We start from the raw sequence: 24,324 nt of genomic DNA on the forward strand, positions 1-24,324 counted from the left end.
TAACGAAACAAAAAAGGAAACAAAATGGCTTGGATCCAAATTCGCCTAAACAGCACAAATGAACGCGCTGAAGCAATCAGCGATTTTTTAGAAGAACTTGGCTCGGTGTCCGTGACATTTATGGATAGCCAAGATACGCCGATTTTTGAACCATTACCGGGGGAAACGCGCCTGTGGGGCAATACGGATGTCATCGCGCTATTTGATGCGGAAACAGATATGAACCCGATTTTGACCGCGCTTCAAGAAAGTCAGTTATTAGAACAAGGTTTTGCTTATAAAATCGAACAAATTGAAGATAAAGATTGGGAACGTGAATGGATGGATAATTTCCACCCAATGAAGTTTGGCAAACGCTTATGGATTTGCCCGACTTGGCGCGAAATTCCTGAACCTGATGCGGTGAATGTGATGTTAGACCCCGGATTGGCATTTGGTACAGGAACCCACCCAACCACTGCCTTATGTTTAGAATGGTTAGACAGTTTAGATTTAGAAGGCAAAACTGTAATTGATTTTGGTTGCGGCTCGGGCATTCTTGCCATTGCAGCGTTAAAACTGGGGGCAAAAAGTGCGGTGGGAATTGACATCGATCCGCAAGCGATTTTGGCGAGCCGTAATAATGCGGAAGCCAATGGCGTAGCGGATCGCCTACAGCTCTTTTTGTCTGATGATAAACCTGCGGATTTAAAAGCGGATGTGGTGGTTGCTAATATTTTAGCAGGGCCACTGAAAGAGCTTTATCCTGTCATTAGCCAGCTTCCAAAAGCGCAAGGTGATTTAGGATTATCAGGTATTTTAGCCACCCAAGCGCAATCTGTTTGTGATGCTTATGCGCAAACCTTTGAGCTTGATCCTGTGGTGGAACGCGAAGAATGGTGCCGAATTACAGGCAAATTGGCTTAATTTAGAAATGTCAACGGGAGAAAGGTAAATTTTTGTAAAAATTGTTTACTTTTTACCCTTTTCAAAATGCCGAAAAATGCGTATTATACACGCCCTTATCGGTGTCGATAGCCGAATGGTTTTAGAACTGTTCGGTTTATTTTTTTGTATGAACTTGGAGTAAACAACGCGTGCGAATTGGTCAGTATCAACTCAAAAATCGCATTTTGTTGGCACCAATGGCTGGCATTACAGATCAACCGTTTCGTAAACTGTGTGCGCATTATGGTGCGGGACTTACGTTTTCGGAAATGATGTCAACCAACCCACAAGTGTGGCATACAGAAAAATCAAAATTACGCTTGGCTCATCATCAAGATATCGGTATCAATGCGGTGCAAATTGCGGGCTCTGATCCGCAAGAAATGGCACAGGCGGCACAAGTTAATGTCGATTATGGTGCTGAAATTATTGACATCAATATGGGATGCCCCGCTAAAAAGGTAAATAAAAAGCTTGCAGGTTCTGCATTGCTGCAATTTCCTGATTTAGTCGCTGAAATTCTTGATGCAGTGGTTAATGCTGTTAATGTCCCTGTTACTTTAAAAATTAGAACGGGCTGGGATCGCGATAATCGTAATTGCCTTGAAATTGCGAAAATTGCAGAACAAAGCGGCATTCAGGCGCTGACAATTCATGGACGTACGAGAGCGTGCCTATATAATGGCGATGCGGAATATGACAATATCAAAGCTGTGAAAGCAGCGGTCTCTATTCCGGTTATTGCGAATGGAGATATCATTTCGGCTGAAAAAGCCAGATTTGTACTTGATTACACAGGTGCAGATGCGATTATGATCGGGCGTGGCGCATTAGGCAATCCATGGATTTTCCAATCTGTGGTGGGTCTTATTGAACAAGGCTCGACCATTTTAGAGCCAAGTTTAGCTGAAAAGTGCGGTGTGATTTTGCGTCATATTGAAGAATTACATCAATTTTATGGTGCAGAAAAAGGTTATCGCATTGCGCGTAAGCATGTAGCTTGGTATTTACAGGGAATTCAACCTAATTCCGATTTTAGACAAACTTTCAACAGCATTACAGAAGCAAAAATGCAACTTTTTGCCTTGGAAGATTTTTTTAATTTAATTTGTAATGGAAACCACAATGTTTGAACAACAACGTACTCCAGCAGCTGATGCGTTAACGGTATCGGTGCTAAATTCACAATCTCAAGTAACCAATAAGCCACTTCGTGACTCAGTAAAACAGGCTTTACGCAACTATCTTTCTCAATTAGATGGTCAAGATGTCACAGAGCTTTATGAATTAGTGTTAGCAGAAGTTGAACATCCAATGTTAGATATGGTGATGCAATATACACGCGGTAACCAAACTCGTGCGGCATTAATGCTTGGCGTAAACCGCGGTACATTACGCAAAAAATTGAAAAAATACGGTATGGGCTAATTGTTAGCTGTATTGATGAAAAAAGTGCGGTCGTTTTGACCGCATTTTGCTTTTCTAAAATTTAAAGAATTTTCGTAATAAATTCGTGATTTAAATCGATCACAGGTAATTCAGACCCTTGCCATTGGCGAACAATCTGATGTTCCATTAAATTCAAAGTATCCAATCCGGGGGTGACGTTGGGGGTGTATTGAGCGGCAATACGCGCTAATTGGGTTAAACCAAAGCTACTTTCAATACTTGAACTAATCACCGCTTTTAAGCCTTGTTGATGAGCTTGTTCAATCAAACTCACGCATTTTTCCAGCGAACCCACTAATGTTGGTTTAATTACAATGGCAGCTACGTAAGGCTCTGCTTTCACGGCAAAATCCGCTTCACGTACCGATTCGTCCCACGCAATATGAATCCCTGTTTCTTGGGCAAATTGACGACTTTCATCACGTGTTTTGCAAGGTTCTTCCAAAAATTGAATACGCGCGCGGTGTTCGGGTTTCACGTATTTGGCAAACATCGCCGCTTTTGCCGGTGTCCAACTGCGGTTGGCATCTAAACGCAACTGCAAATCAGGAATAGCTTCCAGCAACATATCCGCAATTAAACCATCGCGGTTTGCTTCATACATGCCTACTTTAATTTTTGCCACTTTTTCCCCTTGCATTTGCTCCAAGGGTTCATAAAGCTCGTCAGGATCGCCGTAGCAAAGCGGTGCCACTTGATAGTTGCCGTCTGCTTGTAATGCACCTTTTAACTCAGCCAATGCACAACTTAAGCCAAAGGCAACGGAAGGATACAAACCGTCAAAAGAAAGTTTTTGATTTTCTGACCGCGCTTTATCCCAATCTTGCAACCACTGAATCGCCTGTTCTTGCGCTTGGTCTAGGGTTTCTTCACTAAATTCAGGCAACGGCGCAATTTCGCCCCAGCCTTCATTGTCCTTACATTTAATTTGCACCAACAAACCTTCGCGGCGTTTTAAAAAACGGTTGCGCAAAATTAATTGGCTGTCAACGGGAATGGAATAACGGTAAAGATGATATTCACGCATAATTAAGAGCTTTCCTTTTGGTAAAAAATTTTGCCTACACGATCAATATGAGCAATGAAATCTGGGTTTGTAAGTTGAGAATAAATAGATAAATCAAAAAGATAAGGCGAGTAAGATTCATCTAAATCTAGCCAAATAGATGATAAGATTGAACTTGTGAGCCGCTCACCTTTGAGTGTTAAATCAATATCTGAACCTTCTCGATAATTCCCTTTTGCTCTTGAACCATAAATAATCGCTTGCTCAACTTCAGGGTATTTTTTTAAGATTTCGTGAATTAATGCAATTGATTTTTCGCTTAATCCAAAGTCTGCCATAGGTTTTCAACTCGTTGTTGGAATATTAAAAGCAATGGTAAATATTGGTGGGCAATTTTATCGAATTCAGTATTAAATATACTATCATCATAAGTGTGCACCGTGATATTTCGAGTTTTGATCATCTCACCCCAAGTTTCACCATCAGTAATTAAACCTTGGTTAAAGGCTATACGAGTCGCAATGCGAGAACCTAAAATATCGATGTGACCAGCTTCAAGTAAGATATCTTTCATTAACTTCCACGCTAATTCATGTGTCATTTCAAAATCTTTAATCACAGCACGCTTTGCGATATCTATGTCATTTTCTAGGCAAAAATTAACATCTTTAACTAAATAACTTAACGCCTTTTTATAGTTTTGAAACCGCTGTTTCCAGCGAATATCTTGTTCGACCATATAACCACCTTTCAAGAGAAAAGTGCGGTCAAAAATAACCGCACTTTGTGGACAACATTAAGGATTACGGCGGAATTTGCTGAAATCAGGTTCGCGTTTTTCGTTGAACGCGTTGCGACCTTCTTGACCCTCTTCCGTCATATAGAACAACATGGTGGCGTTGCCGGCCAGTTCTTGCAAGCCGGCTTGACCATCACAGTCCGCATTTAATGCCGCTTTTAAGCAACGTAATGCGATTGGGCTGTTTTGTAACATTTCACGACACCAACGCACGGTTTCTTTTTCTAAGTCAGCATAAGGCACAACGGTATTGACTAAGCCCATATTTAAGGCTTCTTGTGCATCGTACATACGGCATAAGAACCAAATTTCACGGGCTTTTTTCTGACCTACGATACGCGCCATATAGCTTGCGCCCCAGCCACCGTCAAATGAACCCACTTTCGGGCCGGTTTGACCGAATTTCGCGTTATCCGCGGCAATGGTTAAATCACACATCATATGTAACACGTGACCGCCGCCCACTGCATAACCTGCTACCATTGCTACTACAGGTTTTGGACAGGTGCGAATATCGCGTTGGAATTCTAAAACGTTTAAATGGTGTACGCCGCTGTCGTCTTTATAACCGCCGTAGTCGCCGCGAATTTTTTGGTCACCGCCTGCGCAGAAGGCATATTCGCCTTCGCCGGTTAACACGATGACGCCAATTTTTTCATCAAAACGTGCATCAGCAAAGGCGTGAATCATTTCTTTCACCGTTTGCGGACGGAATGCGTTGCGCACTTCCGGACGGTTAATGGTAATTTTCGCGATACCGTCTGTTGATTTGTGATAACGAATATCCGTGTAGCCTTCGCTATGGTCAACCCATTCAACCGGGGCGTATAAAAATTCTTCACTTGGATATAACATTTGAGTTTCCTATTTGAGTAAAAGTTAACTGATTAAAAAAGTGGGGTAATTATAACGGAAGTTTGGGCATAAATGTAGAATTGATTTCTCTATGCCAAAATTCCTTGCAACGCTTCCACAAAACCCTTGGGATTTTCCAAATGGGCATTGTGCCCTGCATTGGGAATAATGCGCGTATTTAATTTTTCCAACGCTGCCATTTGGCGAAATTTTTGATCTTTTTCGCCCACGAAATAATAAATCGGCAACAAACTTGACCGCACTTTATCGCCCAAATAGGGTTGTTTGGCAAGGGATGTGGCTCTCAGCATTTTTCCGATATTTTCACCACAATTCCCCACGCGTTTTTGAATTAACGCCGCACGTTCCTGTTCGTTTAAATGGGCAAAAACAGGTTGTTGATACCAATCATTGAGTACGTTCTCAGCACTTTCAGTACAAAATCGATTTGCCCATTTTTCATCATTTTGCCAACGGGCGTTTTTTTCTGTTTTGTCTAGTAACCCGAGATTGGTGCCTTCTAAAATTAAACCTTGAAGATTGCCTTTTTTACATTGCGCTTGCAACGCATAATACAAAGCAATTCGCCCACCGAGCGAGTAACCCACTAAAAAATAAGCTTCATTTTTCACCGCATTTTGGAGTTGGGATGATAAATAATCTGCACAATCCTCAAAGTCTTTTACGGCAATATTTTTTGCGTTGCCGTGAAAAGGTAAATCCAATGAAATACAGTCAACGTGCGGACAGTTTTGGATGACGTTTTGCCAATCATCCTTATCACCAAGCAATCCGTGCAAAAAAACGAGTTTCATTATTGCGCCTTTTTCTTTAATGGAATGACAATAGCCGGATCATCTGGTGCCTCTATTTTATCGATTTGTGCTTTTAACCCATAGTCATCTTTATCCGGTGCATTGCTAAATAAATCCGCCTCCTCATTGAGTTTGGCATTTTGAATGCCTATCCATTTTGCTATGCCATCTGTAAAGTTTAAGCCGGATTTAAACACTTTATAGACGTGGCGTTCGGTATCGTCACTGGAAATTTTAAATAATGGAATATCAAAATGACGTTTACTTTTGCCCGTGCTATTGTGAATATCGACGCTGGTTTCCGTTTCGTGTTGTGCTAACCCGTGATCGGAAAAGTAAATCATCGAAAAAGTGCGGTGTGATTTTTCGTTGTTTTTAACTAATTCATCATATACGCCTTTAATCACTTCATCAGTTTTCTTCATTGAAGACGCGTAACAGTTGACGTTGTAATATTTTTCATCAATATCGTAATCGCTATAAAGTTTTCCGTAATCGCTTAAACGGTCACAAGTAATAGGGTGTGATCCGTATAAATGTAGCACAATAAAACGTTTACCTTGTGCCGGTTGTTCGAGTACTTGGGTCAATTTAGGGAGTAACGCAAAATCACTCGTATTGGCGTTTAAGCTGTCGCCCGATTTTAAAAAAATCTTTTCATCGCTTTGGTTAGCAATTGCTGAAATTGGCGTATCAAATTGCCCTAAATAACCTTGATTTGAAATCCAAATCGTTGTTATGCCCGCTGATTTTATTAAGTCAATGAAATTTAATGCATAATTGCCTTCCCAAATTTTGGTATCCGGTTTGGTGAGCATCAATTTTAGGGAAGCAATAGTGTTTGTGCCACCTGCGGTCAATCCATCGATTAATATCCCCTTGGCATTTGACATAAAGGGAGTATTTTCTACAGGGTAGCCATATGCATGATGATAATCTTTTCTCGCACTTTCGCCGATGATCAATACATAATCATCATATTTTGCGTTAGAAAGCGTTGAATTTCCCCATTGGCTTTCAATCGCTAATTCATTTAATCGTGCTAATTCATCTTGTACTTTTACCGTTGCGGTATAGGTTTCTGTAATAAATTTTAGTGGACCGGCATTCCAAAGTAGAAAGAGGGTCACTATAGCGAGGAAGATTTTATTTTTGTAAAAATGAACATGAAATTTTTGCGTGAGCGAGCGGAATTGCCAAATACAAAATAAAATACCGATTGGGTATAAGAAGTTGAGTAATGGGAGTTGAGAAAAAAATTCTTTACTCTCAAGAAGATCTGTTGCAAATATGGATGCAATATACTGATAGGAAGGTGCACCAAACGTGAGTCCAACGGGAGCGTAAAGTGCATGTACGAACACGAAAGGAAAAACAATCCACCAAAAGATTTTTTTAGAGGCATTGAGCATCACCAATAAAATCGCCATAAATAATACGGCGTTGATACTTGGATGAGCATCAAATCCAGAACCGATAATCATTAATCGGCTGGCAAAAATCACTAAAATGAGGGATAAAATTGTTGCAATAACATGTTTGGTTGTTGCGTGGGAAAATAATTTATTTATCAATTTGGCAAACACGATTTTTCCTTATGTTAAAAGATAAACAGACCCTATTGTCGAAAGTGTGGTGCAATTTTACCGAATTTTTATGCTGCATTCTATTGGTTGTTATTGGAGATTATTTTATAATAGCGAGAATTTTGTGTTCAATCCTCGTGGGAGCAAGAAAATGAGCAAACCAATTTATAATCGTATTCTTCTAAAATTAAGTGGCGAAGCCTTACAGGGTGCTGAAGGTTTTGGTATTGATCCTTCTATTTTGGACAGAATGGCACTTGAGATTAAAGAACTATTATCGATGGGCGTTGAAGTCGGTGTGGTATTAGGCGGTGGTAATTTATTCCGTGGTGCCAAATTAGCAAAAGCCGGTATGAACCGTGTTGTTGGTGACCATATGGGGATGCTTGCTACCGTGATGAACGGTTTGGCCATGCGTGATGCGTTGCATCGTGCCGATGTCAATGCGAAATTGATGTCCGCGTTCCAATTAAACGGTATTTGTGATACTTATAACTGGTCTGAAGCGATCAAAATGCTACGTGAAAAACGTGTCGTGATTTTCTCAGGTGGTACGGGTAGCCCATTCTTTACAACGGATTCTGCTGCTTGTTTACGAGGTATTGAAATTGAAGCGGATGTCGTATTAAAAGCGACAAAAGTTGATGGCGTTTATGATTGTGATCCTGCCAAAAATCCTGAAGCGAAATTATTTAATACGTTAAGCTACGCAGATGTGATCGAAAAAGAATTACAAGTTATGGATTTAGCCGCATTTACGTTAGCGCGCGACCACGGTATGCCGATTCGTGTGTTTAATATGGGCAAACCAGGGGCATTACGTGAAGTGGTGACAGGATTAACTGAAGGCACGATTATTTCTTAATAAGCATTTTATCGCATAACCTTAAAAACATTTAATAACAAGGAAAAACAATGATCAACGAAATTAAAAAAGATACGCAAGAGCGTATGGAAAAGAGCCTTGAAGCACTTAAAGGTCACATTTCAAAAATCCGTACAGGTCGTGCACAACCTTCTCTTTTAGATGGTATTCAAGTGGAATATTACGGTGCAGCAACGCCATTACGTCAATTAGCAAATGTTGTAGCGGAAGATGCTCGTACATTAGCGGTAAGCGTTTTCGACCGTTCTTTAATTAGTGCGGTAGAAAAAGCGATTTTAACCTCAGATTTAGGTTTAAACCCTTCTTCAGCAGGTACAACAATTCGCGTACCATTGCCGCCATTAACAGAAGAACGTCGTAAAGATCTTATTAAATTAGTGAAAGGCGAAGGTGAGCAAGGTAAAGTGGCTATTCGTAATGTGCGCCGTGACGCCAATGATAAAATTAAAGCGTTATTAAAAGATAAAGAAATCAGCGAAAACGAACAGCACAAAGCAGAAGAAGAAATCCAAAAAATTACCGATACATTTATCAAAAAAGTAGATGAAGTGTTAGCGGATAAAGAAAAAGAGTTAATGGATTTCTAATTTAACTTATAGGGTGGGGTAATGCCCCCACCAATATAGAACGCAGATTTTTCTGCGTTTTTTTATATGAGCGTAGTGGGTTTCCCCCTAAATCACTTCGGGCTTTTCGATGAAAAAACAAAATTTAGTCATTCTTGGTTCAACCGGATCAATCGGTACAAGCACGCTGTCTGTTGTTGAACATAATCCTGAGAAATATCATGCTTTTGCTTTAGTTGGTGGGCGAAATGTGGATTTGATGGTTGAACAATGTATGAAGTTTCAACCTACCTTTGCCGCCTTAGATGATGAAAGTGCGGCAAAAAATTTGCGGGAAAAATTGACCGCACTTGGTAGCAAAACTCAAGTGTTGAGCGGGCAAAAAGCCATTTGTGAATTGGCGGCACACGAACAAGCCGATCAGGTGATGGCGGCAATTGTGGGTGCGGCAGGTTTGTTGCCAACCCTTTCCGCAGTGAAAGCGGGTAAGCGTGTGTTGTTGGCAAATAAAGAAAGTTTGGTAACTTGTGGGCAACTTTTTATTGATGCCGTGCAAAAATACGGTGCGCAATTATTGCCGGTGGATAGTGAGCATAATGCGATTTTCCAGTCTTTGCCGCCCGAAGCACAACAAAAAATCGGCTTTTGTCCGTTAAAGGATTTGGGTATTTCGAAGATTGTGTTGACGGGATCTGGCGGGCCTTTCCGTTATACGGATTTAAGCGAATTTGATGGTATTACGCCGGCACAGGCGGTAGCGCATCCGAATTGGTCAATGGGTAAGAAAATCTCTGTAGATAGTGCAACCATGATGAATAAGGGGTTGGAATATATTGAAGCACGTTGGTTGTTTAATGCCGGTGCAGATGAAATGGAAGTGATTATTCACCCGCAATCTATTATTCATTCTATGGTGCGTTATGTGGATGGTTCCGTGATTGCACAGATGGGCAACCCTGATATGCGCATGCCAATTGCAGAAACCATGGCTTATCCAAACCGCACTTTTGCCGGGGTTGAACCCTTGGATTTTTATATGTTAAATGGGCTGACATTTTTAGAACCGGATTTTAATCGTTACCCTAATCTTAAATTGGCCATGGATGCCTTTGCCGCAGGGCAGTATGCGACAACGGCAATGAATGCGGCGAACGAAATTGCGGTAGACGCCTTCTTAAATGGTCAGATTAAGTTTACGGATATTGCCAAAGTGAATAGCAAAGTAGTTGAAGCGATACAACCGCAAGCTATTGATTGCGTTGACGATGTGCTTGAAGTCGATGGTCAGGCGCGTGAATTGGCGAAAGCGTTTATCTAATCCCTTCAAATTTTATTATGAAATGGGGCAATAAATGCCCCAAATCTAATCAACCCACCAAAATATCAAATAGCGGTATATCCCAACTTTCAATAGGCAAGGTTTCCACTTGTTGGCATTGATGTGCCAGCCCAACAGGAATGAAATTTTTTGAACGCCAATCTTGTAAAGTGCGATCATAGAACCCGCCCCCCATGCCGAGACGATTACCTGGTTTATCAAAGGCAACTAAAGGGGTAAAAATAATCTCTAATTTTTCTAACGGTAGAATGTGTTGAACATTTAACTGCGGTTCAAGAATACCAAATTTATTAGGGATTAATGGAGTTTGCGGTGTGTAATGAATAAATAACAAATGCCCTTTACAAAATGGATGAAGAATGGGCAAATAGACATTTTTTCCTTTTTCCCACAGTTGTTCAATCAGTAATTGAGTGGAAATTTCACCATCAAAGGATAAATAAATAGCGATATTTTGCGCTTGACGTTGTGCAATGAGATCTAAGGCTTTTTGCGTTACAATTTTTTCCGCTTGAGCTTGTTCAAGTGCGGTTAAAAGCTGACGAGTTTGGCGAATTTGATTGCGGAGTTGAGCGCGTAGCTCAGAAATTGATTTTTTCATAGGAAATTGTTAGGGAAGAGCCCCGAGATGCCGTTTTGGGTGGTCGGTCCTTGAACCCGATGGTTCAAGGGAGTTAACTATAACTATCATTAGGCTTCTTAGTTAAACTAAGCCTGCACACCGACAGCTGAGAAGCCAACTCTAAGTATGTAAATATCGGCTCAGGGACGTAACCCTTTGGCGAACATCTCAGGTAATCTTTGCGTTAAATACTAACTGAAATTAGCGAATTTGAACAGTGTCAAAACGTGATTTTTATCAAATTTTATTGAATTTCATAGGTTGTTTGCTGATTTGTTGAACATGCAATAATTTTTTCCAAAGACGCACTTAATTGCTGAATTTGATTCTGTAACACTTTTTCCGTTTCCGTAATTTTGCTTCTTTCTTGTAATAATTCAAAACTGAGATTTAATGCCACAATATTTAATGCGCGTTCAACTTGCACCGTTTGCATCCGATCTTTCATTTCCATGACGCGTTGATCCAAAATACGTGCCGCTTCACGCAAACTGTCGTGTTGTTCTTCAGGCACATTTAAACGCACAATTTGCCCTAAAAAATTCAGCTCAATCATTGCCATAACTTTTACCATTCTAAAAATTTTTGGCTATTATGCCACAGAGAAATATTTTCGTCATAGAGAATCTGATAGAATGCGGATAACTTAACAGAAAGGAAGAGTAAATGACTGAATATTCAACACTTCAACAACAATTAAAAAGCGCGCAAATTGAACTCACTGCGGCAGAATTACATGGCTTTTTAACCGGTTTAATTTGTGGCGGTGTGCGAGATCAAAGCTGGCAAACATTGTTGTATCAAATGACCAACGACAATCATGCTTATCCAATGGCATTACTTGCTGATATTACCCAAATCTATCAAGATATTGACCGCACTTTATCGGATATTGATGGCTTTAATTTTGAATTATTGTTACCTGAAGATGATAATGTATTTGTGCAAGCGGACGCATTATGCGAATGGACAAATCATTTCTTACTGGGTTTAGGCTTAAATCAACCTAAATTGGACAAAGAAAAAGGCGAAATCGGTGAAGCATTAGATGACTTAAATGATATTTGTCAGTTAGGTTATGATGAAGATGATAATCAAGAAGAATTAGCGGAAGCACTGGAAGAAATCATTGAATATGTGCGTACCATCGCGGCGTTATTTTATGCTCATTTTAAACCGCAAACCGATACCGAAAAACCGACAATTCACTAGGAGTTTGTGATGGATTTGGCTTATATGGCAGCCTTGCCAAAGCAAGAATTTATAGAACGGCGTACAACGTTATTTGAGCGTTTAGGCGATAATTTTGCCGCCATTATTTTCTCGGCAAGCGAACAAACACGTTCAAATGACACCGCTTATCCATTTCGTCAAGACAGTTATTTTTGGTATTTAACGGGGTTTAATGAACCTGATTCTGTGCTGGTTTTAACCCGCCAAAACGGGCAAAACCAGACCGCACTTTTTTTGCGTCCCAATGATCCTGAAATGGAAACGTGGAACGGACGGCGTTTGGGCGTAGAAAATGCGCCGGCTACGCTCAATGTGGATTATGCCTTTTCAATTGAAACACTGAAAGACGAACTGCCTGCGTTATTGGCAAATGTTGAACAGATTTATCATTTGCAAGATTTGCGTGAGCATAATGATACCTTAATGTTGGCGTTGTTACCGCCTAGTGCAAAACGCATGAATTTACGACCGCACTTAGACGAAATGCGGTTGTTTAAATCCCCAAATGAAATACGGTTAATGCAACAAGCAGGGCAAATTAGTGCGTTAGGGCATATTCGAGCGATGCGTGAAACGCGTCCAAATCGTTTTGAATATGAAATTGAAAGTGAAATTTTACATGAATTCAACCGATTTGGTGCACGTTACCCTTCTTACAACAGCATTGTTGCAGGGGGAGAAAATGCCTGTATTTTACATTACACCGAAAATGATCAACCCTTAAAAGACGGCGATTTAGTGCTCATTGATGCGGGCTGTGAATTTGCCATGTATGCCGGCGATATTACGCGAACCTTTCCCGTGAACGGAAAATTTAGTCAGCCACAACGGGAAATTTATGAAATCGTATTGGCAGCGCAAAAACGTGCCTTGGAATTGTTGGTGGTGGGCAATAATATTCAACAAGCCAATGATGAAGTGGTGCGCATTAAAGTGGAAGGTTTGGTGCGTTTAGGGATCTTGCAGGGGGATGTGGACGAGTTGATCGCGAATAATGCGCATCGTGAATTTTATATGCACGGATTAGGGCATTGGTTAGGTTTGGATGTGCATGATGTGGGCAGTTATTCTAATGCCACAGAAAACGGCGACCGAAACTCGAAAAAACGCGACCGCACTTTGGAAGTGGGGATGGTATTAACCGTTGAACCCGGGCTTTATATTTCGCCGAAATCCAATGTGCCAGAGCAATATAAGGGGATTGGTGTGCGTATTGAAGATAATATTTTGATTACGGAATACGGTAACAAAAACTTAACTTGCGCGGTACCAAAAGAAATTGAGGATATTGAGCGGTTAATGGCGGAGAGATAGCGATAAAGCTCAAGCAAAAGCGCGGTCAAAAAAACAAAAATTTTGATCGCGCTTTATGTTGTTTGGGGCAGGTTTTGATACCTGCCCCGATGAGTAGAGACGGATTACATCATGCCGCCCATTCCACCCATACCGCCCATTCCGGCACCTAAATCAGCTTTGTCATCTTTTGGCAAGTCAGTTACCATACATTCTGTAGTAATCATTAAACCTGCAATTGATGCTGCAAATTGCAATGCAGAACGTGTTACTTTGGTCGGATCCAAAATACCCATTTCGATCATATCGCCGTAAGTTTCAGTACCCGCGTTATAACCGAAGTTTCCTTCGCCATTTTTCACCGCACTTGCGACTACTGATGCTTCTTCACCCGCATTCGTTACGATTTGGCGAAGTGGTGCTTCCATTGCACGTAAGGCAAGTTTGATACCCACATTTTGATCTTCATTGTCGCCTTTTAAGGTTGCAGCCACTTTGCCTGCAGCACGTACTAATGCCACACCACCACCGGCAACGATACCTTCCTCCACCGCTGCGCGAGTCGCGTGCAATGCGTCATCAACACGATCTTTTTTCTCTTTCATTTCAACTTCAGTCGCTGCACCTACTTTGATTACCGCCACACCGCCGGCTAATTTCGCCACGCGTTCTTGAAGTTTTTCTTTGTCGTAATCAGACGTTGATTCTTCGATTTGTTGACGAATTTGTGCTACACGACCTTTGATTTGTGCTTCATCGCCAATACCGTCAATAATGGTGGTGTTATCTTTGTTGATGACAACACGTTTCGCTTGACCTAAATCTTCTAAAGTCGCTTTTTCAAGTTCCATACCGATTTCTTCAGAAATCACCGTACCTGCAGTTAAAATTGCAATGTCTTGCAACATCGCTTTACGGCGATCACCAAAACCTGGTGCTTTCACTGCCGCCACTTTCACGATACCACGCATCGTATTTACTACTAATGTTGCTAATGCTTCGCCTTCTACATCTTCTGCAATAATTAAAAGTGGTTTACCTGCTTTTGCCACGCCTTCTAATACCGGAAGAAGTTCGCGAATGTTAGAGATTTTTTTATCCACTAATAAAATAAATGGGTTGTCCAACTCAACAGTTGCGGTTTCAGGTTTGTTGATGAAGTAAGGAGACAAATAACCACGGTCAAATTGCATCCCCTCAACCACATCTAATTCATCTTCTAAACCGGTACCATCTTCAACGGTAATAACCCCTTCTTTGCCCACTTTTTCCATCGCTTGAGCAATTAATTGTCCAACAATACTATCAGAGTTTGCAGAGATAGTTCCTACTTGTTCAATCTCTTTTGAAGTTTCACATGGTTTTGAAAGTGCTTTTAATTCAGCTACCACAGCTGCAACCGCTTTATCAATACCACGTTTTAAATCCATTGGGTTCATACCTGCTGCAACGGCTTTTAAGCCTTCGTTTACGATAGCTTGTGCAAGCACTGTGGCTGTGGTTGTACCATCACCAGCCGCATCATTAGCTTTAGATGCCACTTCTTTCACCATTTGCGCGCCCATATTCTCGAATTTATCCGCTAATTCGATTTCACGTGCGACAGACACGCCATCTTTCGTGATAGTTGGTGCACCAAAGGCTTTATCTAAAATTACGTTACGACCTTTAGGACCAAGGGTTACTTTTACTGCATCGGCTAAAATATTCACACCTGCTAACATTTTTACGCGAGCATCATTACCAAATTTTACGTCTTTTGCTGCCATTTTTATTTTCCTTTATTAATCGGGCAAATGCGATTTGCCCCTACAAAAATTTTGGTCAAAATTGACCGCGCTTTATTATTCTACGATAGCCAAAATATCGTTTTCAGAAACGATTAACACTTCTTCACCATCAATTTTTTCGGTTTTCACACCATAACCATCATTGAAAATCACGGTATCGCCCACTTTCACATCTAAAGGTTGAACGGTGCCGTTTTCTAAAATACGACCTTTACCTACAGCAATTACTTTGGCGCGTGTTGATTTTGTTGCGGCAGAACCGGTTAATACGATACCGCCGGCAGATAATGTTTCAACTTCTTCACGTTTAAGTAGAACGCGATCATGTAATGGACGAATTGCCATATTATTACTCCTTAACATAATAAAATTGTTTATTGCTTTGCTTATATAGGTATGATTTTCAGGGTTTCAAGGGACAATATAAAAAATTTTTTGATAAAAATAATCCTACCGGGCTATTGTTTGTTAAGCGTAAAAAGAGTATATTTCCGACCATCTTTATTCATATTTATTTTATAAAAAGGAAACATTATGGGCGGTATTAGCATTTGGCAACTTCTGATTATTGTAGCTATCGTGGTGTTATTATTCGGAACAAAAAAACTTCGTACCTTAGGTGCTGATCTAGGCGAATCAGTAAAAGGTTTTAAAAAAGCGATGGCTGACGAGCCAAAAGAAACAGACGTGAAATCTGTGGAAAAAAACGATAAAGAATAAGGCTTAAAAATAAGGTAATAAGCGTGTTTGATATCGGTTTTTCTGAATTAGTCCTGATTTTTATTGTGGGCTTGGTGGTATTAGGCCCACAACGTATGCCTGTGGCAATTCGTACTGTGATGAAATGGGTTCGCACTATTCGTGGTTTAGCTGCAAATGTACAAAATGAACTGGCGCAAGAGCTTAAATTACAGGAATTGCAGGAAAGTATTAAAAAAGCCGAGCATTTAAATTTAAAATCTTTATCCCCGGAATTAGCACAAACCGTAGAAGAATTAAAGCAATCTGCGGATAAAATGAGAGCGGATCTTGAACAGCAAGCCAATGCGGCCAATAAGTCCCTTGAAGAACATATTAAAGATGTGCGCGAAGCCAATTTTGCTGAAGTAGAACAACACAAAGATGATCAAAGTGCGGTAAATTTCACAGCAGAAAAAACAGCGGAAAATACCACCGCACTTGATACCGAGCTAACCCCGGCAGAACAGGCTGAACAAGCTGAAATTTCTTTAGATGAACAGTTGGCAAAATATATGGATCAGTATCACCCTACGGATGATGTGCAGCCGACTGTTGCAACCCCAACGCCTGAGAAAAATACATGAGTAGTGTTGACGAATCTCAACCTTTAATTAGTCATCTTCTTGAATTACGTAACCGTTTACTGCGCTGCGTAATTTGTATCATGGTTGTTTTTTTATCTTTGGTGTATTTCGCCAATGATATTTATCATTTGATTGCAACCCCTTTGCTTGATGCCATGCCTAAGGGCGCAACGATGATTGCCACCAATGTGGTTTCCCCTTTTTTTACACCGATCAAATTAACGATTTTAGCCTCCGTATTTTTATCTGTGCCATTTTTGTTGTATCAGGTATGGGCATTTGTTGCGCCGGCGTTGTATCAACATGAAAAACGGTTAGTTTATCCGTTGTTAATTTCAAGTACGGTATTATTTTATGTCGGTGTTGCTTTTGCTTATTACATTGTTTTCCCTTTGGTATTTAGCTTCCTTTCCAGCACATCACCGGATGGTGTAACGATGGCAACGGATATTAGTAGCTATCTTGATTTTGTATTAACCTTATTTATCGCCTTTGGGGTGTGTTTTGAAGTGCCTGTAGCAATTATTTTGCTCTGTTGGGCGGGCATTACTTCACCTGAAAGTTTACGAGAAAAACGCCCTTATATTATTGTAGCGGCTTTTGTGATTGGGATGTTGCTGACACCGCCAGATATTTTTTCTCAAACCTTACTTGCCCTACCAATGTGTTTGTTATTTGAATTAGGGGTAATTTGTGCGAAATTTTATGCGCCTAAAGATGAGAATAATAACGTGAATTCCGATGAAAGTGCGGTAGAAAAATAAGCGTTTTGATATAAATTTAAATTAGATTACTGACGAAGTTCATCTTTAAAAATAACCTGGCACGAGCCGTGCTAGGTTCGTAAAGCCCAGCCCCTGCCGGGGCTGAAAGAAAGAGCCGCAGAGCGGCTCAGATTAAGTAACCCTATACGGCTCGTATAGGGTTTGTCACATTCTAAGATTCAAGGATAAAAACATGACACAACAATATTTTACCGGTTATCCGGCACGCCGTTTGCGCCGTATGCGAAAAAATGATTTTAGCCGCCGTTTAATGGCAGAGAATAAATTAACTGTTGACGATTTAATTTATCCCGTATTTATCATGGAAGGGGAAAATCATCGTGAACCGGTTCCATCCATGCCAAAAGTAGAGCGTTTGACGATCGATCAATTACTGGTTGAAGCAGGGCTATTAGTAAAATATGGCGTACCGGTTATTGCCTTATTCCCTGTGGTTGAACAAGATAAAAAATCTTTACTGGCGGAAGAAGCCTATAATCCAAATGGCTTAGTGCAACGCGCGGTACGGGCATTAAAAGCGGCTTATCCTGAATTAGGCGTGTTAACGGATGTCGCGTTGGATCCTTATACGATTCACGGGCAAGATGGGATTATCGATGAAACAGGCTATGTGCTTAACGAAGTGACCAGTGACGTATTGGTTAAGCAAGCTCTTTCTCACGCGGAAGCGGGCGCGGATATTGTGGCACCTAGTGATATGATGGACGGTAGAATTGGCAAAATTCGTACCGCACTTGAAGAAAAAGGCTTTATTAACACATTGATTATGGCCTATGCCGCGAAATATGCGTCTAATTATTATGGCCCATTCCGTGATGCAGTCGGTTCAGCGGGGAACCTGAAAGGCGGTGATAAGAAAACCTATCAAGTGGATCCGGCCAATGGCAATGAAGGTTTGCAAGAAGTCGCTTTAGACATTGCAGAAGGCGCAGATATGGTGATGGTTAAACCGGGCATGCCGTATTTGGATATGGTGTATCGCGTTAAAGAGCAGTTTGGTGTACCGACTTTTGCCTATCAAGTGTCCGGTGAATATGCCATGCATTGGGCGGCCATTCAAAATGGTTGGTTAAAAGAAAAAGAATGTATTATGGAAGGGTTACTCTGTTTCAAACGCGCAGGTGCAGACGGTATTTTAACTTACTTTGCGAAACAGGTTGCCGAATGGTTATATGAAGAAGGGAAGAATAAGTAAGCTTTGTGATATGAAAACCCTATACGTGTTAAGTCGTATAGGGTTTTATTTTTTTATTGTTCAATGCAGATATCCGCTAAAATTACACCTTGCGTATTGGTTAAGGTCGCGGTATTGTTTGAGCGTTCGATCCAGCGCCAGTGAATACTGGTGTAGGATTTTCCGGTTTCCGATACCGTTGATTTTAGCTTTTCAGTAATGCCATTAAAGGTTAACGTCACCGTTTCTACACGACTGGCTTTGGCTGTGCTTTTAGGTTTCATCCGCGTTACGCGTACGATTTTATCGTCTTTACAAAGAAAACGACTCGCAGACCCTGTTTGTGTAGTTTTATTCATTGCGCCCGATTTGATTTGAGGCGCAATTTTAACCACTGCATCCACAGGGGCTTGTTCAACCGCAGAATGACAAGCCGTTAAGATGCATGCTGAGATTAAAAAAAGTGCGGTCGTTTTCATGCTTATTTCCTTACTTACTGTATTTATATGAGCCATCCGCTTGGCGAGTAAATGTAGAGCCATCAGAGAGACGCATTGTTGTGACTCGACCTTCACCATTTGTGGACACCTGTACTTTATCACCTGCTTTGAAGCGACTTAAAGCATTGCCCACGCCTTTCGCTTTGGTCATCGCATTGACATCACGAATATCTAAACCATTTGTACGGAATACTTGGAATAATGATGTACTTGCCGGAACGGTTAGGGTTTTGGTTGTTGAATCGGTAGTCTGGCTTGCTTTTTTCGTCGCAGGTTTAGCTTCGCTGATAGGCGCACCGTTTAAGGCAGCTTGTGCGCGTGCTTTTTCTGAAGCAAGTTTTTCTGTCTTAGCTTTTTCAGCTGCTTTTACTTTTGCTAACTGCTCAGCTTTTGCTTTTTCCGCTTTTGCTTTAGCTAATTGTTCTGCTTTGGCTTTTTCTGCGCGTGCTTTAAGTTGCTGTTCACGAGCTAATTGCTCCTGTTGGGCTTTTTCGGCTTGCAATTGTTCTTGACGTGCTTTTTCCGCTTGCTGAGCTTGTGTATCGGTTTTCGGTTGTTCTGGCATCGGAACCGGTTCCGAAGCAGACTGTGTTGCAGCGGTTAGCTGGGTGGCCGGCGTTGGCTGTGTTGTCGGCATAACAGGGGCATTTGTTGCTGTTTCATTAATCGGTGCTTCATTCACTGCTGAGGACACCGGTTCTGGTTGAGTTTGCTCAATCACAGGTGGCTCGGCAGGTTGTGTCGTATTGGCCATATCAGTTATTTCGTTAGGCTGATTTGGCGTTAAAGATTGAAATTCAATCGGTGTATTGTTGTTATTATTAACTTGGTATTCATCTGCCGTCTCTGAACTTGGTTTTAATAATAATAAAGCAATCAGTATCGCGACTGCACCTGCAATAGCGATAATAAAACGGCGATGTTTTTGTGGTAATTTTTGCATAAAGCCCCAGTTTTCCGGGGTCTTCATATTTTGTTTTGTAGCTACAATAGGTGCTTCTGTTAGGATGGTCTCTTGCTCTACCTCATTTTCAACTGTGTTAGATGTGCTCTCAGTCACTACTGTGGTTTCAAGACTTTCTTCATTCTTGTCTTTATTTTCTTCGGTATTTTCTGTTGGTTTGATTTGTTTCGCAACAGCTTGAGCAGGTTGTTTAAAAACGCTCTCTGCTGAATAATTAACAGTCTGGTTAATTGCTGTTGTAGTGGCCGTTTCTGTTACTCGCGTGGTATTACCAAAGGTTGGCTCTTTACGCTCAGCAAAGGGATTTGTCTGCACGACATTTTTTTTTCCGAAAAATTTATTTAAGAAAGAGGATGAATCCGTTGCGCTACTTTTTCTTGGCGTCACAGGTTCAATTTGGTTTGCATCAAAATCAAGTTCGCTTTGTGTTGATGTTGACTGATTTTCAGATTTATTCTCCACGATATACCTCAATATGTAATCAATAAAATGTGCAAAAATGCGGTTGAAAAAATTGCCCTTATTCTAAATGAAAATGCGGTTTAAAACAAAGTTTTATTCGGTTCACCTGCAATTTCTCTTGCTAATTTCGGCACTAAATAACCCGATGTAATTGCTTGTAATTCTTGATAAATTTTAACCGCACTGGCATCATCAAGATAGAAATGACTTGCGCCCTCTACCTTATCAAATAAATGTAGGTAATAAGGCAATATGCCGGCTTGAAAGAGCGTGTCACTCAAGGCTTTTAGTGTTTGCGCATTATCATTAATCCCTTTTAATAATACAGATTGGTTAAGTAAGGTAATGCCTGTTTGTTTTAATTGGAATAATGCTTTCACCAATCTCTCATCAATTTCATTTTTGTGGTTGATATGTGTCACCAGTACCGTTTTTAAATGGGTTTCTCGGAGTATTTGACAGAATTTTTCTGTAATTCGTTCAGGGATAACCACAGGTAGGCGAGTATGAATGCGTAATCGCTGTAAGTGCGGTATTTTTTCAAGTTGTTTTATCAACCAGTCCAACTCATTATCTTTTGCCATAAGAGGATCGCCGCCTGAAAAAATGACTTCTTCAATTTGAGTATTGTTTGCAATGTACTCAATAGCTTTTTGCCAATTCGCTTTGTTTCCCTGATTTTGGTTATAAGGAAAATGGCGGCGGAAACAGTAACGGCAGTTAACAGCACAGGCATTTTTGACCATTAATAACAAACGGTTATGGTACTTGTGTAGAACATTTGGGGCGGCATTATGTTGCTCATCAAGGGGATCTTTGATAAAACCATCCACTTGCAGGAATTCCTGTGCAGAAGACATGACTTGCAGGAAAAGGGGGTCATTGGGATTGCCTTTTTCCATTCTGTCAATAAAAGGTTGTGGTACGCGTAATGCAAAAAGTTTACGCGCCTGAATGTCCGGTTCAAAATTTTCCACCGGTAAATTTAACTTTTCCAGTAGAATTTTGGGATCAGAAATGGCGTTATTGAGAATTTCTAACCAAATTTCGCGTTTTGGTTCTTCTCTAACAGGGATGTTTTGGGTTAAAATATGCACTTTTAAAAACTAGCTCTATTTAATTGAGGAAATCATGGCTACATATACTACCACTGACTTCAAACCAGGTCTAAAATTTATGCAAGACGGCGAGCCTTGTGTAATTGTTGAAAATGAATTCGTAAAACCAGGTAAAGGTCAAGCATTTACTCGTACACGTATTCGTAAATTAATTTCTGGCAAAGTATTAGATGTGAACTTTAAATCCGGTACTTCAGTTGAAGCGGCTGATGTAATGGATTTAAACTTAACTTATTCATACAAAGATGAAGCGTTCTGGTACTTTATGCACCCTGAAACATTTGAACAATATTCAGCAGACGCAAAAGCGGTAGGTGATGCTGAAAAATGGTTATTAGATCAAGCAGATTGTATTATTACTTTATGGAACGGTAGCCCAATTACGGTGACACCACCGAACTTTGTTGAATTAGAAGTGGTTGATACCGATCCGGGTTTAAAAGGGGATACAGCAGGTACGGGTGGTAAACCGGCAACATTAAGCACAGGCGCGGTAGTTCGCGTTCCTTTATTCGTTCAAATTGGCGAAGTGATTAAAGTAGATACACGTTCAGGCGAATATGTCTCTCGTGTGAAATAATCGAATTTGTTAAATAAAATGCCCACCTTGTGTGGGTATTTTTTCATCTTCTCATCGCTAAACATTCCGCCTTATTCTGCTATAAATAGCTTTTAGTTATAAAATAGAACAAATAACTATTGTTCTTTTATAACATAGCATGTTAAAACTACTATCAACAAATAGATAACTCTCAAGGAGATTGAAAATGACAATTTACGCAGATAATTCTTATTCCATTGGCAATACACCATTAGTACGTTTAAAACATTTCGGTCAAAACGGTAACTTAGTGGTCAAAGTAGAAGGTCGTAACCCAAGTTTCAGTGTGAAATGCCGTATCGGTGCGAATATGATTTGGCAAGCGGAAAAAGATGGCGTTTTAACCAAAGATAAAGAAATTGTGGATGCAACCAGTGGTAATACGGGTATTGCCCTTGCTTATGTTGCGGCAGCACGCGGCTATAAAATTACCTTAACCATGCCGGAAACCATGAGTACGGAACGTAAACGTTTATTACGTGGCTTAGGAGTAAATTTAGTTTTAACCGAAGGCGCGAAAGGGATGAAAGGCGCGATTGCAAAAGCCGAAGAAATTGTCGCCAGCGATCCTAATCGTTACATTATGTTGAAACAATTTGAAAACCCGGCAAACCCGGCAATTCACCAACAAACCACAGGCGTTGAAATCTGGGAAGGAACAGAAGGCAAAGTCGATGTGGTTGTGGCCGGCGTGGGTACAGGCGGTACGATTACGGGTATTTCTCGCGCTATCAAACAAGACAAAGGTAAACAAATTCTTTCTGTTGCCGTAGAACCGGCAGAAAGCCCGGTGATTACCCAAACTTTAAATGGTGAAGAAGTGAAACCGGGCCCGCACAAAATCCAAGGTATCGGCGCAGGCTTTATTCCTAAAAATTTAGATTTGAGTTTAATTGACCGCGTTGAACAAGTGGATAGCGACACCGCGATTGCAACGGCACGCCGTTTAATGGCAGAAGAAGGTATTCTTGCGGGGATTTCATCAGGTGCTGCGGTCGCTGCCGCTGACCGTTTAGCAAAATTACCGGAATTTGCGGATAAACTTATCGTGGCTATTCTTCCTTCTGCCTCAGAGCGTTATTTAAGTACAGCGTTGTTTGAAGGTATTGAAATTTAATTTCATCATGACAAAATGTGCGGTTAATTCAACATCTGAATTAACCGCTTTTTTGTCTATTTGCTAAGGCTTGTTGATACTTTGTGCTTATAAAATATACTTTTTGTGCCTAGCACGCAAAGTGCGTACTAGGTTACGCATAGTTGAGTGGCTTTGCCACTCTCATTCTCAGCCCCAAAGGGGCTGATTTATGCGTAACCCAGTATGGCTCTGCCATGCTGGGATATTAAATAAACACTTATTGATGATTTTACAGCCTCAAAATATCAACATATCCTAAAATATCTTTCAAATTTTTTGATGAGAGTGTTTTATGCAATTTCCTTTAATTGACGTCATTATCCCTTGTTACAATGCTGCTCAGACTCTTGAGCGCGCAGTAAAATCCGTTTTAAATCAACCGCACTTAGGCACACTTTGGCTGATTGATGATGCTTCTACCGACCAAACGTTATCGCTAGCTCAACAATTTGCCGCACAATACCCCGAAAAAATTAACGTGGAACAAATGCCACGTAATAGCGGTGTGGCGAAAACCCGAAATTGGGGCGCGTTGCAAAGTGCGGCTGAAATTATTGCCTTTTTAGATGCTGATGATGCTTATGAACCTGAAGCGTTAACGTTAGCTAGTAGTGTGTTTCATTTCCGCCCGGAAATACAGGTACTTCGCTTAGCGTTAAATCCAGTTGGTATTGCAGAGCGTTATAGTGCGCACCCAAATTTTGACTTTGCTTGGCAGCATATGCGAATGACTTGCGGTGGTAATGTGGTTTTCCGCCGTGCTTTTTTCTTAGCTTGTGGTGGTTTTCCACAACATCAATTATTCCGTGAATTAGGTGGTGAAGATGGAGCTTTAGGTATTGCCACGACACAAGTTTGCCAAGTGGGGACTTTATTTAATGAACCCGGTGTATTGCATTATTGTCGTGACGGTATGCATGCAGAACGGTTATTGGATGCGATTTTATTCAATAAGATTCCCCCTGATATTACGGATGAGAAAATGAATGAAGCTCAGGCGGTAACGGATAAAATCTGTCAACAGATGAGATTATTAGGTGTAATAGACAAATTTGTTGCTAAAAAGTGGCTTAAAGCCTTATAGTATAAGG

Annotated in this window: 28 protein-coding genes and 1 other RNA gene; 15 read left to right on the forward strand and 14 right to left on the reverse strand. The window is 40.8% G+C overall.

Going from position 1 to position 24,324, the window contains the following annotated elements; translation table 11 throughout:
• Positions 1–24 precede the first annotated feature (24 nt).
• From prmA to fis, 3 genes are all read left to right on the forward strand, one after another.
• Positions 25–906: a 50S ribosomal protein L11 methyltransferase gene (prmA, locus tag Q0O89_RS03445; RefSeq protein ID WP_293730325.1), complete on the forward strand. Its 882-nt coding sequence runs from the start codon at positions 25–27 to the stop codon at positions 904–906.
• A 170-nt stretch (positions 907–1,076) separates the two neighbouring features.
• A complete protein-coding gene (gene dusB / locus Q0O89_RS03450) occupies positions 1,077–2,060 on the forward strand; it encodes a tRNA dihydrouridine synthase DusB (RefSeq protein WP_273398341.1) in 984 nt (327 codons plus the stop codon).
• A complete protein-coding gene (fis, locus tag Q0O89_RS03455) occupies positions 2,053–2,355 on the forward strand; it encodes a DNA-binding transcriptional regulator Fis (protein ID WP_135709348.1) in 303 nt (100 codons plus the stop codon). The genes dusB and fis overlap by 8 nt, the downstream gene beginning before the upstream one ends.
• Positions 2,356–2,416: 61 nt before the next feature.
• Here the strand turns inward: fis and menC are convergent, their stop codons facing one another.
• The 6 genes from menC to Q0O89_RS03485 all read right to left on the reverse strand — a co-directional run bounded on the left by menC (position 2,417) and on the right by Q0O89_RS03485 (position 7,422).
• On the reverse strand, positions 2,417–3,403 hold the full coding sequence (gene menC / locus Q0O89_RS03460; RefSeq protein ID WP_293730326.1) for an o-succinylbenzoate synthase: 987 nt from the start codon (positions 3,401–3,403) through the stop codon (positions 2,417–2,419).
• 2 nt (positions 3,404–3,405) lie between these two features.
• Complete coding sequence (locus Q0O89_RS03465) at positions 3,406–3,720, reverse strand: nucleotidyltransferase domain-containing protein (protein WP_293730327.1); 315 nt, start codon at positions 3,718–3,720, stop codon at positions 3,406–3,408.
• Positions 3,702–4,121, reverse strand: coding sequence for an HI0074 family nucleotidyltransferase substrate-binding subunit (locus Q0O89_RS03470; protein WP_273314579.1), 420 nt, complete (start codon positions 4,119–4,121; stop codon positions 3,702–3,704). The genes Q0O89_RS03465 and Q0O89_RS03470 overlap by 19 nt, the downstream gene beginning before the upstream one ends.
• A gap of 57 nt (positions 4,122–4,178) precedes the next feature.
• Positions 4,179–5,036 carry a 1,4-dihydroxy-2-naphthoyl-CoA synthase gene (gene menB / locus Q0O89_RS03475; protein ID WP_135709344.1) on the reverse strand — a complete coding sequence of 286 codons (858 nt, stop codon included), beginning with the start codon at positions 5,034–5,036 and terminating at the stop codon, positions 4,179–4,181.
• Positions 5,037–5,125: 89 nt separating this feature from the next.
• Positions 5,126–5,854 carry a 2-succinyl-6-hydroxy-2,4-cyclohexadiene-1-carboxylate synthase gene (menH, locus tag Q0O89_RS03480; protein WP_293730349.1) on the reverse strand — a complete coding sequence of 243 codons (729 nt, stop codon included), beginning with the start codon at positions 5,852–5,854 and terminating at the stop codon, positions 5,126–5,128.
• Complete coding sequence (locus tag Q0O89_RS03485; RefSeq protein WP_293730350.1) at positions 5,851–7,422, reverse strand: phosphoethanolamine transferase; 1,572 nt, start codon at positions 7,420–7,422, stop codon at positions 5,851–5,853. The genes menH and Q0O89_RS03485 overlap by 4 nt, the downstream gene beginning before the upstream one ends.
• A 166-nt stretch (positions 7,423–7,588) precedes the next feature.
• Between Q0O89_RS03485 and pyrH the strand changes: the two genes are divergently transcribed.
• The 3 genes from pyrH to ispC all read left to right on the forward strand — a co-directional run bounded on the left by pyrH (position 7,589) and on the right by ispC (position 10,207).
• Positions 7,589–8,302, forward strand: coding sequence for a UMP kinase (gene pyrH, locus Q0O89_RS03490; protein WP_293730328.1), 714 nt, complete (start codon positions 7,589–7,591; stop codon positions 8,300–8,302).
• A 50-nt stretch (positions 8,303–8,352) separates the two neighbouring features.
• Entirely contained in the window at positions 8,353–8,910 is a 558-nt protein-coding gene (gene frr, locus Q0O89_RS03495; protein ID WP_293730329.1) for a ribosome recycling factor, read from the forward strand.
• 109 nt (positions 8,911–9,019) lie between these two features.
• Positions 9,020–10,207, forward strand: coding sequence for a 1-deoxy-D-xylulose-5-phosphate reductoisomerase (gene ispC / locus Q0O89_RS03500; RefSeq protein ID WP_293730331.1), 1,188 nt, complete (start codon positions 9,020–9,022; stop codon positions 10,205–10,207).
• Positions 10,208–10,256: 49 nt separating this feature from the next.
• Here ispC and Q0O89_RS03505 read toward each other — a convergent pair whose 3' ends face one another.
• The 3 genes from Q0O89_RS03505 to zapA form a co-directional block, all read right to left on the reverse strand.
• Positions 10,257–10,829: a 5-formyltetrahydrofolate cyclo-ligase gene (locus Q0O89_RS03505; RefSeq protein WP_293730332.1), complete on the reverse strand. Its 573-nt coding sequence runs from the start codon at positions 10,827–10,829 to the stop codon at positions 10,257–10,259.
• A gap of 15 nt (positions 10,830–10,844) precedes the next feature.
• Positions 10,845–11,028, reverse strand: a non-coding RNA gene (ssrS, locus tag Q0O89_RS03510) — 6S RNA.
• A gap of 66 nt (positions 11,029–11,094) precedes the next feature.
• Positions 11,095–11,412: a cell division protein ZapA gene (gene zapA, locus Q0O89_RS03515; protein ID WP_135709338.1), complete on the reverse strand. Its 318-nt coding sequence runs from the start codon at positions 11,410–11,412 to the stop codon at positions 11,095–11,097.
• 104 nt (positions 11,413–11,516) lie between these two features.
• Here zapA and Q0O89_RS03520 point away from each other — a divergent pair, with 104 nt between their 5' ends.
• Together Q0O89_RS03520 and pepP are read left to right on the forward strand one after the other, a co-directional pair.
• The gene (locus tag Q0O89_RS03520) at positions 11,517–12,062 is read left to right on the forward strand and encodes a YecA family protein (RefSeq protein ID WP_293730333.1); all 546 of its coding nucleotides are present in this window, start codon (positions 11,517–11,519) and stop codon (positions 12,060–12,062) included.
• Positions 12,063–12,071: 9 nt separating this feature from the next.
• On the forward strand, positions 12,072–13,397 hold the full coding sequence (gene pepP, locus Q0O89_RS03525) for a Xaa-Pro aminopeptidase (RefSeq protein ID WP_293730334.1): 1,326 nt from the start codon (positions 12,072–12,074) through the stop codon (positions 13,395–13,397).
• Between the two features lie 104 nt (positions 13,398–13,501).
• On the opposite strand, the gene groL is transcribed toward pepP, so the two are convergent.
• On the reverse strand, positions 13,502–15,145 hold the full coding sequence (gene groL / locus Q0O89_RS03530) for a chaperonin GroEL (protein WP_293730335.1): 1,644 nt from the start codon (positions 15,143–15,145) through the stop codon (positions 13,502–13,504).
• Positions 15,146–15,220: 75 nt separating this feature from the next.
• Entirely contained in the window at positions 15,221–15,511 is a 291-nt protein-coding gene (locus tag Q0O89_RS03535; RefSeq protein WP_293730336.1) for a co-chaperone GroES, read from the reverse strand.
• 189 nt (positions 15,512–15,700) lie between these two features.
• Between Q0O89_RS03535 and tatA the strand changes: the two genes are divergently transcribed.
• The 4 genes from tatA (at position 15,701) to hemB (ending at position 18,471) form a co-directional block, all read left to right on the forward strand.
• Entirely contained in the window at positions 15,701–15,886 is a 186-nt protein-coding gene (tatA, locus tag Q0O89_RS03540; RefSeq protein WP_293730337.1) for a twin-arginine translocase TatA/TatE family subunit, read from the forward strand.
• Positions 15,887–15,909: 23 nt separating this feature from the next.
• Positions 15,910–16,491 carry a Sec-independent protein translocase protein TatB gene (tatB, locus tag Q0O89_RS03545; RefSeq protein ID WP_293730338.1) on the forward strand — a complete coding sequence of 194 codons (582 nt, stop codon included), beginning with the start codon at positions 15,910–15,912 and terminating at the stop codon, positions 16,489–16,491.
• On the forward strand, positions 16,488–17,255 hold the full coding sequence (gene tatC / locus Q0O89_RS03550) for a twin-arginine translocase subunit TatC (RefSeq protein WP_273383890.1): 768 nt from the start codon (positions 16,488–16,490) through the stop codon (positions 17,253–17,255). The genes tatB and tatC overlap by 4 nt, the downstream gene beginning before the upstream one ends.
• Before the next feature lie 193 nt (positions 17,256–17,448).
• On the forward strand, positions 17,449–18,471 hold the full coding sequence (hemB, locus tag Q0O89_RS03555; protein WP_273314531.1) for a porphobilinogen synthase: 1,023 nt from the start codon (positions 17,449–17,451) through the stop codon (positions 18,469–18,471).
• 53 nt (positions 18,472–18,524) lie between these two features.
• Here the strand turns inward: hemB and Q0O89_RS03560 are convergent, their stop codons facing one another.
• From Q0O89_RS03560 to epmB, 3 genes are all read right to left on the reverse strand, one after another.
• Positions 18,525–18,929: an MliC family protein gene (locus Q0O89_RS03560; RefSeq protein ID WP_293730339.1), complete on the reverse strand. Its 405-nt coding sequence runs from the start codon at positions 18,927–18,929 to the stop codon at positions 18,525–18,527.
• Positions 18,930–18,939: 10 nt separating this feature from the next.
• Positions 18,940–20,376, reverse strand: a complete 1,437-nt coding sequence (locus Q0O89_RS03565) for a LysM-like peptidoglycan-binding domain-containing protein (protein WP_293730341.1) — start codon at positions 20,374–20,376, stop codon at positions 18,940–18,942.
• Between the two features lie 80 nt (positions 20,377–20,456).
• Positions 20,457–21,473 carry an EF-P beta-lysylation protein EpmB gene (gene epmB / locus Q0O89_RS03570; RefSeq protein ID WP_293730343.1) on the reverse strand — a complete coding sequence of 339 codons (1,017 nt, stop codon included), beginning with the start codon at positions 21,471–21,473 and terminating at the stop codon, positions 20,457–20,459.
• Positions 21,474–21,507: 34 nt separating this feature from the next.
• On the opposite strand from epmB, the gene efp reads away from it, so the two are divergent.
• The 3 genes from efp to Q0O89_RS03585 all read left to right on the forward strand — a co-directional run bounded on the left by efp (position 21,508) and on the right by Q0O89_RS03585 (position 24,317).
• Positions 21,508–22,074, forward strand: coding sequence for an elongation factor P (gene efp, locus Q0O89_RS03575; protein ID WP_293730344.1), 567 nt, complete (start codon positions 21,508–21,510; stop codon positions 22,072–22,074).
• Positions 22,075–22,261: 187 nt separating this feature from the next.
• Positions 22,262–23,212, forward strand: coding sequence for a cysteine synthase A (cysK, locus tag Q0O89_RS03580; protein ID WP_135709325.1), 951 nt, complete (start codon positions 22,262–22,264; stop codon positions 23,210–23,212).
• A 313-nt stretch (positions 23,213–23,525) separates the two neighbouring features.
• Positions 23,526–24,317 (forward strand): glycosyltransferase family A protein, encoded by a 792-nt coding sequence (locus tag Q0O89_RS03585; RefSeq protein WP_293730345.1) that lies wholly within the window; start codon positions 23,526–23,528, stop codon positions 24,315–24,317.
• Positions 24,318–24,324: the final 7 nt, after the last annotated feature.

Origin of the sequence: uncultured Actinobacillus sp., assembly GCF_945915845.1 — a bacterium.
Taxonomy (GTDB): Bacteria; Pseudomonadota; Gammaproteobacteria; order Enterobacterales; family Pasteurellaceae; genus Exercitatus.

Bases quoted from the DNA above. Each gene is read 5' to 3' on its own strand.
- prmA (WP_293730325.1), top strand. From the start codon at position 25: ATGGCTTGGATCCAAATTCGCCTAAACAGCACAAATGAACGCGCTGAA.
- fis (WP_135709348.1), top strand. From the start codon at position 2,053: ATGTTTGAACAACAACGTACTCCAGCAGCTGATGCGTTAACGGTATCG.
- menC (WP_293730326.1), bottom strand. From the start codon at position 3,403: ATGCGTGAATATCATCTTTACCGTTATTCCATTCCCGTTGACAGCCAA.
- Q0O89_RS03465 (WP_293730327.1), bottom strand. From the start codon at position 3,720: ATGGCAGACTTTGGATTAAGCGAAAAATCAATTGCATTAATTCACGAA.
- Q0O89_RS03470 (WP_273314579.1), bottom strand. From the start codon at position 4,121: ATGGTCGAACAAGATATTCGCTGGAAACAGCGGTTTCAAAACTATAAA.
- menB (WP_135709344.1), bottom strand. From the start codon at position 5,036: ATGTTATATCCAAGTGAAGAATTTTTATACGCCCCGGTTGAATGGGTT.
- pyrH (WP_293730328.1), top strand. From the start codon at position 7,589: ATGAGCAAACCAATTTATAATCGTATTCTTCTAAAATTAAGTGGCGAA.
- frr (WP_293730329.1), top strand. From the start codon at position 8,353: ATGATCAACGAAATTAAAAAAGATACGCAAGAGCGTATGGAAAAGAGC.
- ispC (WP_293730331.1), top strand. From the start codon at position 9,020: ATGAAAAAACAAAATTTAGTCATTCTTGGTTCAACCGGATCAATCGGT.
- Q0O89_RS03505 (WP_293730332.1), bottom strand. From the start codon at position 10,829: ATGAAAAAATCAATTTCTGAGCTACGCGCTCAACTCCGCAATCAAATT.
- zapA (WP_135709338.1), bottom strand. From the start codon at position 11,412: ATGGCAATGATTGAGCTGAATTTTTTAGGGCAAATTGTGCGTTTAAAT.
- Q0O89_RS03520 (WP_293730333.1), top strand. From the start codon at position 11,517: ATGACTGAATATTCAACACTTCAACAACAATTAAAAAGCGCGCAAATT.
- pepP (WP_293730334.1), top strand. From the start codon at position 12,072: ATGGATTTGGCTTATATGGCAGCCTTGCCAAAGCAAGAATTTATAGAA.
- groL (WP_293730335.1), bottom strand. From the start codon at position 15,145: ATGGCAGCAAAAGACGTAAAATTTGGTAATGATGCTCGCGTAAAAATG.
- Q0O89_RS03535 (WP_293730336.1), bottom strand. From the start codon at position 15,511: ATGGCAATTCGTCCATTACATGATCGCGTTCTACTTAAACGTGAAGAA.
- tatA (WP_293730337.1), top strand. From the start codon at position 15,701: ATGGGCGGTATTAGCATTTGGCAACTTCTGATTATTGTAGCTATCGTG.
- tatC (WP_273383890.1), top strand. From the start codon at position 16,488: ATGAGTAGTGTTGACGAATCTCAACCTTTAATTAGTCATCTTCTTGAA.
- hemB (WP_273314531.1), top strand. From the start codon at position 17,449: ATGACACAACAATATTTTACCGGTTATCCGGCACGCCGTTTGCGCCGT.
- Q0O89_RS03560 (WP_293730339.1), bottom strand. From the start codon at position 18,929: ATGAAAACGACCGCACTTTTTTTAATCTCAGCATGCATCTTAACGGCT.
- efp (WP_293730344.1), top strand. From the start codon at position 21,508: ATGGCTACATATACTACCACTGACTTCAAACCAGGTCTAAAATTTATG.
- cysK (WP_135709325.1), top strand. From the start codon at position 22,262: ATGACAATTTACGCAGATAATTCTTATTCCATTGGCAATACACCATTA.
- Q0O89_RS03585 (WP_293730345.1), top strand. From the start codon at position 23,526: ATGCAATTTCCTTTAATTGACGTCATTATCCCTTGTTACAATGCTGCT.